Source organism: Halosimplex marinum, from assembly GCF_051414075.1.
Lineage (GTDB): Archaea > Halobacteriota > Halobacteria > Halobacteriales > Haloarculaceae > Halosimplex > Halosimplex marinum.
This window is the reverse complement of the sequence record NZ_JBLKNY010000004.1, coordinates 964,842-978,739: the sequence shown is the minus strand read 5'-3', so window position 1 is coordinate 978,739 and position 13,898 is coordinate 964,842. Positions and strand designations below refer to the sequence as shown.

The window sequence follows — 13,898 nt, the reverse complement described above, 5'->3', positions numbered from 1 at the left end:
CGTGGACGTGCCGGCGTCGCCAGTGACTACGGCCTGACCGTCCGGAGCACCCACGTCTCGGGGTTCAACTGCTCGACCTCGAAGGGGTCGAGATCGCCTGGGCCGTCGGCCTCGGCCGACAGCGAGGCGAGGAACGACCGCACCGGTGTCGGGTCGCGGTCGGAGACGAGGACGAGCTCGTCGCCCCGCTCGGCCGCGTCGAACGCCTCGCGGACGCGGTCGTGGCGCGCGTCGGCCTCCACGCCGCGCAGGTCGGCGGCTTCGTCCGGTACGTCGACCGACCACACCTCCTCGACGCGCTCGTGGGCGTCCTCGCCCAGCTGTTGCATCTGCTCGGGTAACTCGCCGGGGCGGGGCGTCGCCTGGACGCTCGGGTCGAAGTCCAGCTCGGCGAGGATGGGGGCGTCGAGCCCGTCCAGCGGCTCGCCGTGTTCGAACAGGTCGTGCTCGTCGCCGCAGGTGGGGCAGGTGAACCCGGCCATGTTGACGGCGACGCCGAGGACCGGCACGTCGTTCTCCTCGAAGAGGTCCAGCGAGCGGGCGGTGTCCGTGACGGCGGCGTGGAAGGGAGTGGTGACGAAGACGACGCCGTCGAGGTGGACCTCCTGGAGCGTGGTGAGGACCACGTCGCCGGTCCCCGGCGGGAGGTCGACCACGAGGGTGTCCAGGTCGCCCCAGGCGGTGTCCTCGAACAGTTCCGAGAGGGCGTCGTGGGCCATCGCGCCCCGCCAGGCCAGCGGCGCGCCCGACTCCATGAGCCCGACGCTCATCACGTCGAGGTCGCCGGCCTCGACGGGCAGGGGATTGCCGTCGTCGTCGGAGTAGACCGGCCCCGAGACCTCCAGCACCTCGGGGACGTTGGGGCCGTGGATGTCGGCGTCGAACAGCCCCACGTCCAGCCCGTCGCCGGCCATCGCGCAGGCGATATGCGTGGCGACCGTCGTCTTGCCGACGCCGCCTTTCGCGCTGGCGACGGCGATGACGCGGTCCACGTCGGCGAGGCCGGTCGAGCGGTCCTCGTCGGCGGCGTGGGCCGTCTCGCGCTCGATGTGAGCGTGTTCGACCCCCGGAACGTCGGAGACGGCCTGCAGCATCGCGCTCGTGACCTGTTCGCCCTGCTGGGGCCGGAAGTCGTTCAGGTCCGCGACGACCGTGACCGCGCCCGCCGAGACCGCGATGTCGGAGACGAGGCCGGCCTCGAACACGTCCTTGCCCGCGTCGGGATCCCGGACCTGCCGGAGCGCGGCCTCGACCGCCTCCTCCAGGTCGTCGTCGGTCCGCTCGTCACCGCTCGTCTGGTCGTCGCTACTCGTGCGCTCGGTGCCGTCGGCGTCGTCGGTCGGTCTGTCGTGGTCGGTGTGTTCTGACATGATAGGGTGGACAGCGAGGGGAACGTCAGAGGTCGGGCTGGCGATTGAGGTGGTCCTCGCCCGGGAGGGTGGTGTCGCCGCGGTCGAGGGCGCCGGTGAACTGCCGGCGGAAGCGGCCGGGGTCGGCCTCCAGCGCCCGCGCGGCCGTGCCGCGGACGATCCGCGGTTCGGACTCGTCGTCCGCTGTCTCGGCCAGGACCTCGCGGGCGCGGTCGTCGTCGACGCCGGCGAGGAGGTGGACGGCCCACTCGCGGACGCGCTCGCTCTCGTCGTCGGCGGCGTCCAGCAGCGGGTCGAGCGCGTCCTCGCCGCGCCGTTTGAACACCGAGACCAGCGCGTTGCGCCGGACCGCGTGGTGGTCGGCGTCCAGCGCCGCCTCGATGCGGTCGGCGTAGGCCTCTCGGTCGATGCGGTCCAGCGCGACGATCGCCTCGGCGCGGACCCACGGGTCGTCGTCCTCCGTCATTTCGAGGGCGGCGGGGCCCGCGCGCTCGCCGCCGAGCTTCGCCAGCGCCTCGACGGCGAACTGGCGCACGTCCGCGTCGTCGTCCTCCAGCCCCGCGGTGATCAGCGCCTCGACGACGGCCGGGTCGCGGTCCTCCTCCGCGAGCGCGAGCGCCGCCCGCTGGCGCTCGACCGCGTCGCCGGTCGCGAGCCGTTCGAGCTTCTCCTGGGCCGTCTCGCTGGCGATGAGCGACGTGTCGGCGGCCGACAGTTCCCGGGGCGTCGCCTCGCCGATCGTCACGTCCTCGCGGCTCACCTCGATGTCCTCGAGGCCGGCGTGGTCGACGTCGAATCCGGGGCTCTGCTCGGGGTGGACACGGGGGTCGGTCGGCCCGTCGGTGGCCTCCTCGGGGTCACGCATCGGCGACACCCCCGGTAGTTTTCCCGATTCCCGGACCGGAGCCGTCCCACTCGCGGACCAGCACGACGAGGCCAAGCGCGAACGCGACGGCGCGGGGGAGCGTCGCCGGGACACCAGCGGTCAGCAACAGCGCCGCAGCGACCGCGGGGCCGAACGCCCGACGGCGCGCGTCGGCGACGGCGGTCGCGACCGCGCCACCGATCCCCAGCGCGAGCAGCGACAGGGGAACCGTCCCGGCGTCGAACGCGACGAGCGCGACGGCGCCCGCGACGAACGGCGCCGACGCCGCAGCGACGACGACCGCGAACGTCCCGACCGCCCACAGCCCGAGGTCGACGAGCCCGTCGAGCCGACGGACCAGAGGGAGCGCGGCCAGTGCTACGAACGCGACGGCCGCGCCCGCCGGCCGGAGCGTCGTCGTCCCGAGCCCGGCGGCGGCCGCGAGCGACCACCCGAGCGCGAGCGTGCCGAGCGCGGCGACCGCCCCGGGACGCGCGACCGGCGCCAGCGCGGCCCGGAGCGAATCGACCGCGCCGGCGCGGGCGTGCGCTCGCTCGCGGAGTTCGACCACGAGCGCGGCGCCGGTCCCGGCGAGGACGGCGGCGGCGGCCGGGAGCCACGCGGCGGCGTCGACCGCCCCCACGAGCCCGAAGACGCCCACGGCCGCGAGCGCCACCCGCTCGGCGCGCGCATCGGTCCCGACGGCGAGCCCCAGAACCGCCAGCGCCGGGACGACTGCCGCCAGCGTCGTCACGGTCGGGGCCACGGCGCGCCCGACCGGCGGGAGGCCCCCGGGCGCGTTCCGCACGAGCCGGAGGACCAGGACGCCGGCGGTCGGGACGAGCGCGACGGCTCCCGCGAGCGTCGCCGGCGACCCGGGGAGGCCCCCGTCGAGGCGCTCGCGGGCGTCGGACAGGGCGGTTCGCTCGCCGGTGTCGGCGGCCGAGTCGCCCGTGTTCGCGGTCGGCTGGCTCACGGGTCGCCCTCCCCCTCCAGCCGGTCGGCCAGGTCGTTCGTGTCGGCGGCGACCAGCCGCCGGCAGAAGGCGGCGAGTTCGCCGTAGTAGCCGGTTCCGGGTTCGCCGTCGAGGGCGTCGTCGACCCCCTCGGCGAGCACGGCGAGGTGGCGGTCGAGGAAGTCCAGGCGCGCGCGGGCGGCGTCCGGGTCGACCGCCGCCTCCCGCCGGCAGAGGTAGCCGGCGAACTCCAGTTCCAGCCGGTAGTGGTCGTGGTTCTCCCGCCGCTCCTCGTCGACCTCGACGCCGAAGTAGTCGTAGGCCCGCGCCAGGTCGAGGTTCACGTCGTTCCACGACGCCTCCGGCCGGTAGCCCGACTCGTACAGCGACACGTCCGGCCCCTCGGCGTCGATGGTGCCGTCGGTGCGGTCCTCGACGGTGGTCTGGCCGAGCACGAACAGGTCGTTGAACCGGGCGCAGACCGTCTCGCGGTCGTCGTCGGTGGTGAGGTCGGGGGGCTCGACGTCGAGGGTCGTCCGGTCGAGTAGCCGCCGACACTCCCGGTCGAGCGCGCCGGACGCGAGCGCGTCGTGCAGTTCCTCGTCCGGTTCGGTCAGCGCCCGGGCGGCCAGCGCGTACAGCCCGCCTCGGGCTGCGGCGTCGCGGTCGGCGTCGGTCGGCGGGCCGTCGTCGACCGCCGCGCCGTCGCGCTCGGGGGCGTCCTCCGCGGAGTCGGTGTCGACGGGTTCGGCGTCGCTCACGCCGCCTCACCCCGCGTTCGGCGGACGCCCTCGATGGTCACGACCGCGACGAACAGGATCGCGAGGCCGGCGACCGTCCAGAGGATCGTCTCGTAGGGCGGCCCCTGCGGGCCCGGTCCCATGGCGAGGTACTGCCACTCGCTGACGGACTTGCGGCCGGCCCGCTCGTCGTAGGAGCCGTTCCAGACCGCGACGGCCACGTCCACGTCCCGCTCGCCGGACAGGTCGGTCCGGTTGCCCGCCATCTCGGCCTCGCGGGTGAACGCGACGTGCCACTCGCCGTCCTCGTGGACGGCTTCGGCGTCGACGGCGGACTGGTTGAACGACGTGGTCGTCCCGGCGCCGCCCGCGAGCAGTTCCTCCGTCGTCCCGGTCCCGCTCCAGTACCAGACGTTCACGCGGTTGCTCGTGCCGCCCATCGCGATGGGCGGGCGGGCGCTCTCGTTCTCGGGCAGCTGGACGGCGACGGCGTCGGCGAACTCGCGGAGACCCGTGGCGTTGCGGTCGGCCGTCGCGTCCGGCCAGGAGACCCGGACGAACGCGTGTGACTCGTTGGTCGCCGCGCGGACCTGCGCCTCCTGTACCGAGACGTTGCTCGCCTCGGGCAACCCGCTCGGCGCGCTCGCCAGCGCGAGCTCCACGCTCGGCACGGCGGTCCACGACTCGGCGGTCGGGTCCGTCGCGTTCGCGTCCACGTCGCCGACCGGCACCTCGTTGGCCGGCCGCGCGCTCGACAGCGTCGGCAACACGGCCGCGCCGACGACCGCGAGGACGACCAGCGCGGCGACGCCGACCCAGGAGTTGTCGTGCGAACTCATTCGTCGAACACCTCCAGCCGGTACTGCTGTGCGGGGTTCTTGTCCTGGAGTATCTCCATGAGTTCGCTGTCCTCGCCGCGGCGCACGCGGTCGCGGTGGCGCTCGATGGTGTCGAGGGCCTCGTCGACCCGTTCGCCGAACAGCTCCTCGAGGTAGTCCCGCGGGATGCGGTCGACGCCCTCGATGCTCTCGCCGTCCTCGGAGTGCTGGGGCGGGGCGTAGGGCGGGATGTAGTAGACGTTCGGCACCGTCTCGAACTCCGGGTGGAGCGGCAGCGCCACCTCGTACTCCTCGACGAGCTTGTAGATGGGGCCGTCCTCGTCGTCGAGGTAGCCCACCAGCCGCAGCTGGGGCGGGCACTCCTCGGCGCAGGCGGTCGCGTGGACCTCGTCGTCCGGGCCCTCGCCCTCGATGCGCGGGTAGCAGAAGATGCACTTCTCCGACTTCTTCTTCGCCGCGTTGTAGTACACCTTCTTGTAGGGGCAGCCCTCGACGCAGTAGCGGTAGCCGCGACAGCGCTCCTGGTCGACGAGGACGATGCCGTCCTCCTCGCGCTTGTACAGCGCCTGGCGCGGGCAGGCCTCCACGCAGGAGGGGTGGGTACAGTGGTTGCAGATCCGCGGGAGGTAGAAGTAGTAGCTGTTGGGGTACTCGCCGGCGCCCTCGTCCTCGTCCCAGTTGGGCCCCCACTCGGGGTCGACGTTCTGGGGCCGCAGCGGCTCGTCGCTGCCGTCGTACATGATCTCCGAGTGGTTGAACTCCCAGTCGCCGCCGTAGCGCTCCTTGGCGGGGATCTCGCCGGGCTCGCGCTCGCTGTGCTCGTCGGACTGCCAGCCGCCGCCGGAGTCCTCCCAGTCTTTGGGGTAACCGTCGCCGGGCTTGGTCTCGACGTTGTTCCAGTACATGTAGTCGCGCCCGCCGCCCTCGGTCCAGAGGGTCTTGCACGCGACCGTGCAGGTCTGACAGCCGATGCACTTGTTGAGGTCCATCACCATCGCGACCTGGTGGTCGACCCCGTCCGCGATGTCGATGTGCGTGTCGCCGTCCTGGGCGTCGTCGGTGCTCACGAGCCGTCACCTCCCGCGTCGGCGGCCGGTCCGTCCGGCGGGTCCGCGCCCGCCCGAGCGTCCCCGTCCGCTGGCGCGTCGCCGCCGTCGGCCAGCCGAAGGTCTGCCTGCTCGTTCTCACCGTCGTCGCTCGACTCGCCCTCCGCGTCGTCGGCCCCCTGGTCGACCGGTCGCACGTCGACGCGCACGTCGGAGTTGACGCCGGTCGGGCCCCAGTAGTTCGGCGAGAAGTAGAGGTGGCTCTCCTCGTCCTCGGGGTACTGGACCAGCTGGGTCGGCTTCATGTACATCGGGACGAGCGAGTTGAAGTTGTTCCCGTCGGGGTACTGGAACCGCTCCCAGGCGAAGTAGTGGCGGATCGTCCCCGGTTCGCTGGACGGGTAGATCTTCGCCTGCACCTCGACGCTGTCGAGGTCGTTGAACACCTCGACCGTGTCGCCGTCCTCGATACCGCGCTCCGCGGCGTCCTCGGGGTTGATGTGGACGACGGGCTCGCCCCGCTGGAGGTTGAGCATCGTCTCGTTGTCGCGCCAGGTCGAGTGGATCGACCACCGGCCGTGGGGCGTGCTGTACGACAGGGGGTAGCTCCCGCCGGTGTTCGCGGGGCCTTCCTTGTGGGTCGGCAGTTCCTCGCCGAGTTCGAGGAACCAGTCGTGGTCGACGTAGTACTGCTGGCGCCCCGTGAACGTCGGCCACGGCTCCTTGTCCTGGACGAAGCGCTTCCAGGGGGTGTACGCCTCGCCGTCCTCGATGTCGGAGGTCCAGTGGTCGCCCGCTTCGAGCAACCGCTGGGGCTGGTCGATGGTGTCGTCGAGGGTGATCTGCTCGTCGGTGCCCTCCGGGTTGGACTCCTCGGAGTGTTCGAGGATGTACTCGCAGGCTGCCCGGTCCTCCGCGAGCGCGCCCTCCTCGCCGGTCTGCCAGTCGCGCACGTAGTCGTCGTACACCGACTGCAGGTCGATCTCGCGGTCGAACTGGCGGTCGTCGATCGGTTCGACGCCCCGTTCCTGGGCGACCTCCTGGATCTTCTCGGCGAGGTCGCGGAAGATCTGCCAGTCGGTCCTCGCCTCACCGAGCGGCTCGACCGCGGGCGTGAACGGGTGCACGTAGCTGTGCATGTCCGTCATCGAGAGGTCGTACTTCTCGTAGTGGCTCGCCGCCGGGAGGACGATATCCGAGTACAGCGCCGTCGAGTCCATCCGGAAGTTGATGTCCACCACGAGGTCGAGCTTGGGCCACAGCTCCTCCTCGACGGCGATGTTCCCCTTGGCCTGGTTGAAGTAGTTGCCCCGCCAGACGAACATCGTCGAGGGGTCCGGGCGCGAGCCGTCCTCGCGCTCGGAGGGGTAGACCGGCATCCAGTCGTTGTCGATGGACTCGCGGATCATCCGGGCCGTCTGCTCGTCGGTGTTGTCGAGGATGCCCGCGTGGAAGTAGGTCCACAGCGTCGTCGGGACGCCCCGGACCGACCCGGTCGGGAAGGACAGGGTCTGCCAGCCCTCGTACGTCCAGATCTTCTCCTGGCCGACGTAGTGGTCGAGGCCGGTCCCCTGCTCGCCGAGGTTCCCGGTCAGGGTGACCAAAAGCTGGATGGCCCGGTTGCCGAGGTCGTTGTGGTACCAGTCGTTGACGCCCTTGCCGTGGATGATCTTCGCCTTGTCGGCCTCGGCGAACTCGCGGGCAATGCGCTGGTAGGTCTCCTCGCCGACGGTCGTCTCCTCGGTGACGAACTCCGGCGTGTACTCCGCGAGTTCGTCGCGGAGATTGTCCCACACGGAGCGCACGTCGACGCTGTCGGCGTCGGCGCCCTCGGCGAGGGCGACCGTCCGCTCGACCGACAGCTGCGGGTCGAAGCCGAGCTCGATCGAGGAGTCGGGGTCCTTCTGCCCGTCGCGGTCGCCCAGCGACCCCGGCGCCAGCCGGAGGTCCCCCTCTTCGTCGACCATCACGAACACCTTCTCGGGGTCCTCGACGCCCTCGCCGAGCCCCGGCACCTCGCTCGCGCGGAGGAACTTCCCGGTGTCCTCGCGGACGAGCAGCGGCATATCGGTCTGCTCTTTCAGGTGGGCCTCGTCGTACAGCTCCTCGTCGACGATGGTCTGGGCCATCCCGAGGGCGAGGGCGGTATCGGTGCCGCCCTGCGGCGAGAGCCACTCGTCGGTGTGGATGGCGGTCTGTGAGTAGTCGGTGAAGATTCCGACGCGCTTGGTGCCATTATAAGCGGCGTCGAGGAAGAACTTCGCGTCGGGGATGCGGGTGACGTTGATGTTCGACCCCCAGGCGATGATGTAGTCGGCGTTGTACCAGTCGGCGCTCTCGGCGTTGTCCGTCTGGGTGCCCCAGGTGATCGGCTGGCCCGGAGGCAGGTCCGAGTACCAGTCGTAGAAGCTGTGGCTGACGCCGCCGAGCAGGTTGATGAGTCGCGAGCCCGAGGCGAAGGAGACCGGACTCATCGCCGGGATCGGCGTGAACCCGGAGATGGCGTCGTAGCGGCCGGCCTCGACCTCGTCGACGACGTGCTCGGCGATCTCGGTGAGGGCCTCGTCCCAGGAGATGCGCTGCCACTTGCCCTCGCCGCGCTCGCCCGTGCGTCGCATCGGGTACTTGATCCGCTGGTCGGCGTTGACGTAGTCGGTGTAGCAGGCCCCCTTCTGACAGCCCCGCGGGTTCGGGTCGGGCAGGCTCTCGTCGAAGTTCGGGTAGTCGCCGGCCTGCTCTTCGCGCCAGACCTGCCCGTTCTTGACGTAGACCTCCCACGAGCACGAGCCGGTGCAGTTGACCGAGTGGGTCGAGCGGTGTTTCGAGTCCCAGTCCCACTCCTCGCGGTACAGGTCCTCCCACTCCCGGTAGGGGTAGTCGCCGATGGGGTCGTTGACGACCTTCAGCCGGGTCATCTGGAGGAAGTCCTGAGCGAGGCCGGTTTGCGTGGCGCCCGCACCGGCGACGCCGGCCGCGCCGACGCCCTTCAGGAAGTCCCGGCGGGACACGTCGATGTCGGCCCCGCCATCGGTCGCGGCACCGTCGGTAGCGGTCCCGTCGGTCGCAGCCCCGGCGGCTCCCTCCGCGACGCCGTCGGTCGCTTCGCTGTCGGTGCTGTCGGTCGGCGGGTCGTCGGTTCGGTCGTGGTCGGTCGAGTGGTCGTCGGTCATTGTTTGGAGACGAAGATCGTCGCGAGTCCGCAGGCGACGCCGGCGGCGGCGAACGCGATGCCGGCCAGCGTGTCGCCGCCGGCGTCGAGCCCGACGGCTATCAGCGCGACGCCCAGCAGCTTGCTCAGTCGGTCGATCCAGCGATAGGAGCGCTCGGTGACGGTCACGGCGGTCATGACTCGCCCTCCCCGTCGGCGTCGTCGTTCGACGCGTCCGATCCGTCACCATCCGGTTCGTCGGGGCCCTCGTCGTTGCCGCGCAGGAGACCGTACGTGATGGCGGCACAGAGCGTCGGCCAGCCGACGAGCGCCCACCAGAGCACGGCGTTGACGGGGCCGGTGCTGGTGTTGAGCACGTCGGCGGCGATGTTGTTCATGCCCGCGATGGAGGCGACCATGATGAACGTGACGCCGAAGACGCCGACGGCGGTCTGTTTCGGCCGGTCGAGCGGGTTCAGCGCGAAGTGCTCGGGCTCGCGGTAGTAGTCGATAAAGGGCCAAACGGCGACGGCCCCGAACACGAGCCCGGGCATGAGGATGCCGCCGACGAACTCGGCGTTGACCTCCCCGAGGATCGGGACGTGGAACGCGAGCCACGACGGCAGTAGCTTCAGGAACCCGTAGACCCACATCAGGAACCAGTCGGGCATGATGAGCGCGGGCGTGCCCGCGGGGTCGTTGGGGCCGTACTCCGCGACGTTGTGGACCGGGAGGAACCCGGCCAGGATCGAGAGGGTCGCCAGCGTCAGGAAGAAGACGACCGCGCTCACCGCCGCCTGGTTCGGGAACGCGGGCAGGCCGACGATGACGCTGTCGTCGTCGCGGTCGACGGCGCCCGCGACCGTCGCGCGGACCCCGCCGGCGGTGCCGCCGTCCGCGGCGGTCGCGCCGTCGCCGGCACCGTCGGTGGCGACCCCGTCACCGCCGTCGGCGGTCGCGGCTCCTCCGCCGTCGGTCGCGGGGCCGCCCGTCGCGGCCGCACCTTCGGCGGGCGGCGCCGGGCCGGGCACGTCGTCCTCGCGCTCGGCCTCGGTGTGTTTCTGCCGCATCAGGATCAGCATGTGGATCCCGATCAGCCCCGCGATGGCCAGCGGTATCACGAACACGTGCAGGAAGTAGAACCGCGGGATGGTGGCCGACGAGGGGAAGGATCCGCCGAAGACGAGCTTCGAGAGCGGGTCCCCGAGCAGCGGGACCGACTTCGCGAGGTTGTAGCCGATGCCCGTCGCGGTGCTGGCGAACTCGTCGAACGGGAGCGCGTAGCCGGTGTAGGCGGCGCCCATCGACAGGCCGGCGAGGCCGGTCCCGACGAGCCAGTTCGGCTCGCGGGGGTTGCGGTAGGCGCCGGTGAAGAACACCCTGAGCATGTGCAGCGCCATCGAGGCGATGAACAGGTGGGCGGCCCAGTGGTGCATCCGGCGCAGGAGCATCCCGAACGGCACGTCGTAGGTGATGTTGAGGACGCTCGCGAACGCCTCCGGCACCTCCTCGCCCTGGAAGCGCTCGACGCTGCCCTCGTATTCCACCTCGCTCGTCGAGGGCTCGAAGAAGAAGCCGAGGAACATGCCGGTCAGCACGAGCACGAGGAAGCAAAAGAGGGCCACCTCGCCGAGCAGGAACGAGTCCTCGGCGGGGAACGCCTTGCCGAGGATGTCCGTCTCGGAATCCAGGTCGAGGCGGCTGTCGATCCAGTCGTAGGCGCGGCCCAGGCGCCCGGTTCCCTCGCCGTCGCCGCCGTCGCTCCTCACCATCATTCACCCCCCGGGCCGACGGGCCCTTCGAAGTCCCCGGTGGCGACGAGGTAGCCGTCCGAGGAGAGCGTGATGGGCAGTTGCGGCAGGGCCCGCGGCGGCGGGCCGCCGACGACCGAGGCGCCGCTGGTGGGGTCGAACTTCCCGAAGTGACACGGGCAGACAAGCGTCGACCCCTCGGTGTCCGAGACCATACAGCCCGCGTGCGTGCAGACCTTCGAGTAGGCCGCGTAGCCGCCGACGGTCGACTCCATGGCCGTCTCGCCGCCGTAGGCGTCCTCCGGGTAGCGGACCAGCAGCGTCGGCGCGTCGGCGATCCCCGGGCGCGGCTCCGGGAAGACGGTCATCTGCTCGCCCTCGGAGAGGGTGTTCTCGGTCACGCGGTTGCCCTCGCCGTCGACCAGCGCGACGCCGTCGGAGTAGACCGGGCCCGAGTACCCCCGCTCGAAGACGCGAGTCAGGCCCATCAGCGGCGCCGCGAGGCTGCCGACGGCGGTCAGCCCGCCGACGGTCGCCAGCACCTTCGCGTAGTCGCGGCGCTCCATCTCGGCGCGGGCGTCGGTGTAGATGCTCGGCCGGGTCGGTTCCTCGTCGCCGCAGCAGCCGTCGCAGGTGTCACAGTCGTCGCTCATCGGTGGCTCCCTCCGCGGACCGCGGTGCTGTCGGTCGTGCGATACATCAGTGGTCCCTCCGCTCGGCGACCTCGATGTGGGGCATGAACCACGCGTAGTAGGCGACCGTCGAGCCGGCCAGCGAGAGGAACATCCCCGCGGCGTAGACGCCGAAGTACTGCGTGCGCGCCAGCGTCAGGTACTCGCCGGTGAACAGCGCCGCGAAGACGATCGCGAGGACGGTCAGCCCGCCCATCGCGACCAGCCCCTCGATGGCGTCGCTCGCGTCGTGGTACTCGACGACCCAGCGCTCCTCCGTCGAGAGCCAGGGGAACCCGATCGTCCCGCCGTCGGGGCGCGCCGCCGCTGACGCGTCGCCCGTCGCGTCGGCCCGCCCGCCGTCGGCGACGGCCGCGTCGTCGGCCGCGGCCGCCGTGGCCGGCTCGTCGGGCCTGACTGCGCGGTTCATGAACCGGTGTGCGGCCGAGAGGACGGCCACCAGCGCCAGCAGCGCCACCCAGACGATGACGCCCACCTGGCTCGGCGAGAGCTTGTTCGGCGTGTCGACGAACCCGTCGAGCGGCCGCAGCTCCGAGACGCTCTGGTCGATGGCGATCTCCTCGCTCGGCGGCTCGCCGTGCAGCCCGACGTACCACATCGGCAGCAGGGTCATCACGACCAGCGCGACGATCAGGTAGCCGTTGCGCCTCATCGCCACCCCCCCTCCTCCCGTCGGTCGGTGCTCCGGGTCTGCACCCCCCGGGCGTCCGGCCCCGTCGGACGCCGCGGTCGCGGTCGGTCGGTCGGCAGACGAGACATCGGGCCGAATATGTACCGCCGTCGCGGATAGCGATGCTCCCCGAATATTTTGGTCGTACTTGTACCGCGATCTAAAACCGCAGGAGGGCGCTGTGACAGTCCCGGCCAATGGCGGGCGCCACGGCGAGGGTCGCCGAGAACCGTCACGCCGACCCCTCCAGCAGCGAGTCGAGCACCTTCGACTGGGCCGACGCGAGGTGCTCGGCGAACGTGGAGGGGGAGATGTCCAGCGCCGCGGCGACCTCGGTCGCATTGGCCGAGCGGGGTCGCTCGAAGTAGCCCATCTCCATGGCCGTCTCCAGCACCTCCTGCTGGCGGTCGGTGAGCCGTCCCCGGTCGACCAGCACCATGTCGTCGTCCTCGCCCTCGCCGGTTCGGGCCAGCCGGTCGATGCGGACCGAGCCGTAGGCGGCGTCGAGGTCGTCGACGGCCGCCCGGACGGTCTCCACGTCCGTCGCGTGGAAGCTCAGCCGGAGCGTGCCCCGCGAGGCGCTCACGTCGGTGACCGGCACCCCCAGCCGCTCGACCGCCTCGCAGATGCAGTCGCCGGTCTCGCGGGTGAACCGCACCCGCTCCGAGCGGTCTGTCTCGAAGACGACCGAGGCGCCCTCGGGGAGGTCCGCCTCGTCGGCCTCGCCCACGAGGTCGAACTCCTCGACTACCTCGCCTTCGCCGGCCGAACTCCACCTCGCCGACCGAGCGATGGTGTCGCCGCCGGTCGACGCCGCCACCGGGCAGGCCCCGGCCGCCTCGACCGCGAGCCTGACCCGGATGCCGCCTGTCGGTTCGACTCCCATGTGCGGGCGGTGGCGCTCCCGCCAAAAGAAGCCCGTTCGGCGCTCCCAGAGTTCGGGAACTCACGGCGAAGTTGTTCGGCTAGCTTATGTCGTCAGCCGGAGTCGAGGACCATCGAGAGGACCGTCCGCTGGGCGGTCGCGAGGTGTTCGCAGGCGGTCGACAGCGCGATGTCCAGTTCCTCGGCGACCTCGCCGGCGTTGGCGCCTTTGGGCGTCTCGAAGTAGCCCATCTCGAAGGCCGTCTCCAGCACCTCCCGCTGGCGGTCGGTCAGCGCCGCGCGGTCGACGGCCACCGGGTCGTGGTCGGCCAGGTCGCAGTCGCGTTCGAGTCCGACGACCGCGACGCCGCCGAACCGCGAGCGCAGCACCTCGACGACCTCCTCCAGGCGGTCCGCGCCGGGGGTGTAAAAGGAGAGCCTGAGCCCGTCGTCGGTCGCGGAGATCTCGTCGAGCGGGTAGCCGTACTCCGAGAGGACGCCACAGACACAGGTCGACTCGTCGACGCCGCGCTCGCGGTAGCGGACGCCCTCCTCCCACTCGAAGACGGCCTCCAGGTCGTCGTCGTCCCCCGCGCACTCGCGGATATCGTCGGCGTCGCCCCGGAGCGTGAACTCCTGGACGAGCCGCCCGTCGTCGACGGTCCGCGAGACGCCGTCGACGCTCGCCCCCGTCGTCCGGGCGGCCCGGGCGGGCGTGCAGTGGCCCGGGTCGGTGACCCGCAACTCGACCCGGAGCCCGTCGGTCGACATGGAATTCCGTCCGTCCGCCGACCACATAAGCGTGACTGCGAGCAAACATGTTCGGGCCCCGTCCCCGGCCACATAAACGGCCACAGTGTCGGGGGCGGCAGGGCTGAACCTCCGTGGGAATATTTTCGCGGCCGTTCCTGACTCGCAGGAACGCCCTCGCGGGTTGACGGACGCCGGGGACGTGGCC

At 71.4% G+C, this 13,898-nt stretch carries 13 protein-coding genes; all 13 read right to left on the bottom strand.

Translation table 11 applies throughout. The features are described from left to right. Positions 1–26: 26 nt before the first annotated feature. The 13 genes from ACMGFI_RS13060 to ACMGFI_RS13000 all read right to left on the bottom strand — a co-directional run bounded on the left by ACMGFI_RS13060 (position 27) and on the right by ACMGFI_RS13000 (position 13,711). A complete protein-coding gene (locus ACMGFI_RS13060) occupies positions 27–1,370 on the bottom strand; it encodes a P-loop NTPase (RefSeq protein WP_436910172.1) in 1,344 nt (447 codons plus the stop codon). A 25-nt stretch (positions 1,371–1,395) separates the two neighbouring features. Continuing rightward, positions 1,396–2,235, bottom strand: coding sequence for a HEAT repeat domain-containing protein (locus ACMGFI_RS13055; protein ID WP_436910171.1), 840 nt, complete (start codon positions 2,233–2,235; stop codon positions 1,396–1,398). Next, on the bottom strand, positions 2,228–3,211 hold the full coding sequence (locus tag ACMGFI_RS13050; RefSeq protein WP_436910169.1) for a DUF8068 family protein: 984 nt from the start codon (positions 3,209–3,211) through the stop codon (positions 2,228–2,230). Before ACMGFI_RS13050 ends, ACMGFI_RS13055 begins: the two co-directional genes overlap by 8 nt. After that, a complete protein-coding gene (locus ACMGFI_RS13045; RefSeq protein WP_436910168.1) occupies positions 3,208–3,951 on the bottom strand; it encodes a molecular chaperone TorD family protein in 744 nt (247 codons plus the stop codon). Before ACMGFI_RS13045 ends, ACMGFI_RS13050 begins: the two co-directional genes overlap by 4 nt. Further along, positions 3,948–4,769 (bottom strand): ethylbenzene dehydrogenase-related protein, encoded by an 822-nt coding sequence (locus ACMGFI_RS13040; RefSeq protein WP_436910166.1) that lies wholly within the window; start codon positions 4,767–4,769, stop codon positions 3,948–3,950. The genes ACMGFI_RS13045 and ACMGFI_RS13040 overlap by 4 nt, the downstream gene beginning before the upstream one ends. Then, complete coding sequence (gene narH, locus ACMGFI_RS13035) at positions 4,766–5,836, bottom strand: nitrate reductase subunit beta (RefSeq protein ID WP_436910165.1); 1,071 nt, start codon at positions 5,834–5,836, stop codon at positions 4,766–4,768. The genes ACMGFI_RS13040 and narH overlap by 4 nt, the downstream gene beginning before the upstream one ends. Beyond that, positions 5,833–8,985 carry a nitrate reductase subunit alpha gene (narG, locus tag ACMGFI_RS13030; RefSeq protein WP_436910164.1) on the bottom strand — a complete coding sequence of 1,051 codons (3,153 nt, stop codon included), beginning with the start codon at positions 8,983–8,985 and terminating at the stop codon, positions 5,833–5,835. Before narG ends, narH begins: the two co-directional genes overlap by 4 nt. Then, positions 8,982–9,161: a DUF8120 family protein gene (locus ACMGFI_RS13025; protein WP_436910162.1), complete on the bottom strand. Its 180-nt coding sequence runs from the start codon at positions 9,159–9,161 to the stop codon at positions 8,982–8,984. Before ACMGFI_RS13025 ends, narG begins: the two co-directional genes overlap by 4 nt. Continuing rightward, the gene (locus tag ACMGFI_RS13020) at positions 9,158–10,735 is read right to left on the bottom strand and encodes a cytochrome b (RefSeq protein ID WP_436910161.1); all 1,578 of its coding nucleotides are present in this window, start codon (positions 10,733–10,735) and stop codon (positions 9,158–9,160) included. Before ACMGFI_RS13020 ends, ACMGFI_RS13025 begins: the two co-directional genes overlap by 4 nt. Continuing rightward, positions 10,735–11,367: a QcrA and Rieske domain-containing protein gene (locus ACMGFI_RS13015; RefSeq protein WP_436910159.1), complete on the bottom strand. Its 633-nt coding sequence runs from the start codon at positions 11,365–11,367 to the stop codon at positions 10,735–10,737. The genes ACMGFI_RS13020 and ACMGFI_RS13015 overlap by 1 nt, the downstream gene beginning before the upstream one ends. 46 nt (positions 11,368–11,413) lie before the next feature. Beyond that, on the bottom strand, positions 11,414–12,058 hold the full coding sequence (locus tag ACMGFI_RS13010) for a hypothetical protein (RefSeq protein ID WP_436910158.1): 645 nt from the start codon (positions 12,056–12,058) through the stop codon (positions 11,414–11,416). Positions 12,059–12,308: 250 nt separating this feature from the next. Next, positions 12,309–12,962 (bottom strand): helix-turn-helix domain-containing protein, encoded by a 654-nt coding sequence (locus ACMGFI_RS13005; protein WP_436910157.1) that lies wholly within the window; start codon positions 12,960–12,962, stop codon positions 12,309–12,311. Positions 12,963–13,054: 92 nt separating this feature from the next. Beyond that, a complete protein-coding gene (locus tag ACMGFI_RS13000; RefSeq protein WP_436910155.1) occupies positions 13,055–13,711 on the bottom strand; it encodes a helix-turn-helix domain-containing protein in 657 nt (218 codons plus the stop codon). Between the last annotated feature and the right edge of the window lie 187 nt (positions 13,712–13,898).

Bases quoted from the DNA above. Each gene is read 5' to 3' on its own strand.
- ACMGFI_RS13015 (WP_436910159.1), bottom strand. From the start codon at position 11,367: ATGAGCGACGACTGTGACACCTGCGACGGCTGCTGCGGCGACGAGGAA.
- ACMGFI_RS13025 (WP_436910162.1), bottom strand. From the start codon at position 9,161: ATGACCGCCGTGACCGTCACCGAGCGCTCCTATCGCTGGATCGACCGA.
- narG (WP_436910164.1), bottom strand. From the start codon at position 8,985: ATGACCGACGACCACTCGACCGACCACGACCGAACCGACGACCCGCCG.
- ACMGFI_RS13040 (WP_436910166.1), bottom strand. From the start codon at position 4,769: ATGAGTTCGCACGACAACTCCTGGGTCGGCGTCGCCGCGCTGGTCGTC.
- ACMGFI_RS13055 (WP_436910171.1), bottom strand. From the start codon at position 2,235: ATGCGTGACCCCGAGGAGGCCACCGACGGGCCGACCGACCCCCGTGTC.
- ACMGFI_RS13060 (WP_436910172.1), bottom strand. From the start codon at position 1,370: ATGTCAGAACACACCGACCACGACAGACCGACCGACGACGCCGACGGC.
- ACMGFI_RS13010 (WP_436910158.1), bottom strand. From the start codon at position 12,058: ATGAGGCGCAACGGCTACCTGATCGTCGCGCTGGTCGTGATGACCCTG.
- ACMGFI_RS13005 (WP_436910157.1), bottom strand. From the start codon at position 12,962: ATGGGAGTCGAACCGACAGGCGGCATCCGGGTCAGGCTCGCGGTCGAG.
- ACMGFI_RS13000 (WP_436910155.1), bottom strand. From the start codon at position 13,711: ATGTCGACCGACGGGCTCCGGGTCGAGTTGCGGGTCACCGACCCGGGC.
- ACMGFI_RS13020 (WP_436910161.1), bottom strand. From the start codon at position 10,735: ATGGTGAGGAGCGACGGCGGCGACGGCGAGGGAACCGGGCGCCTGGGC.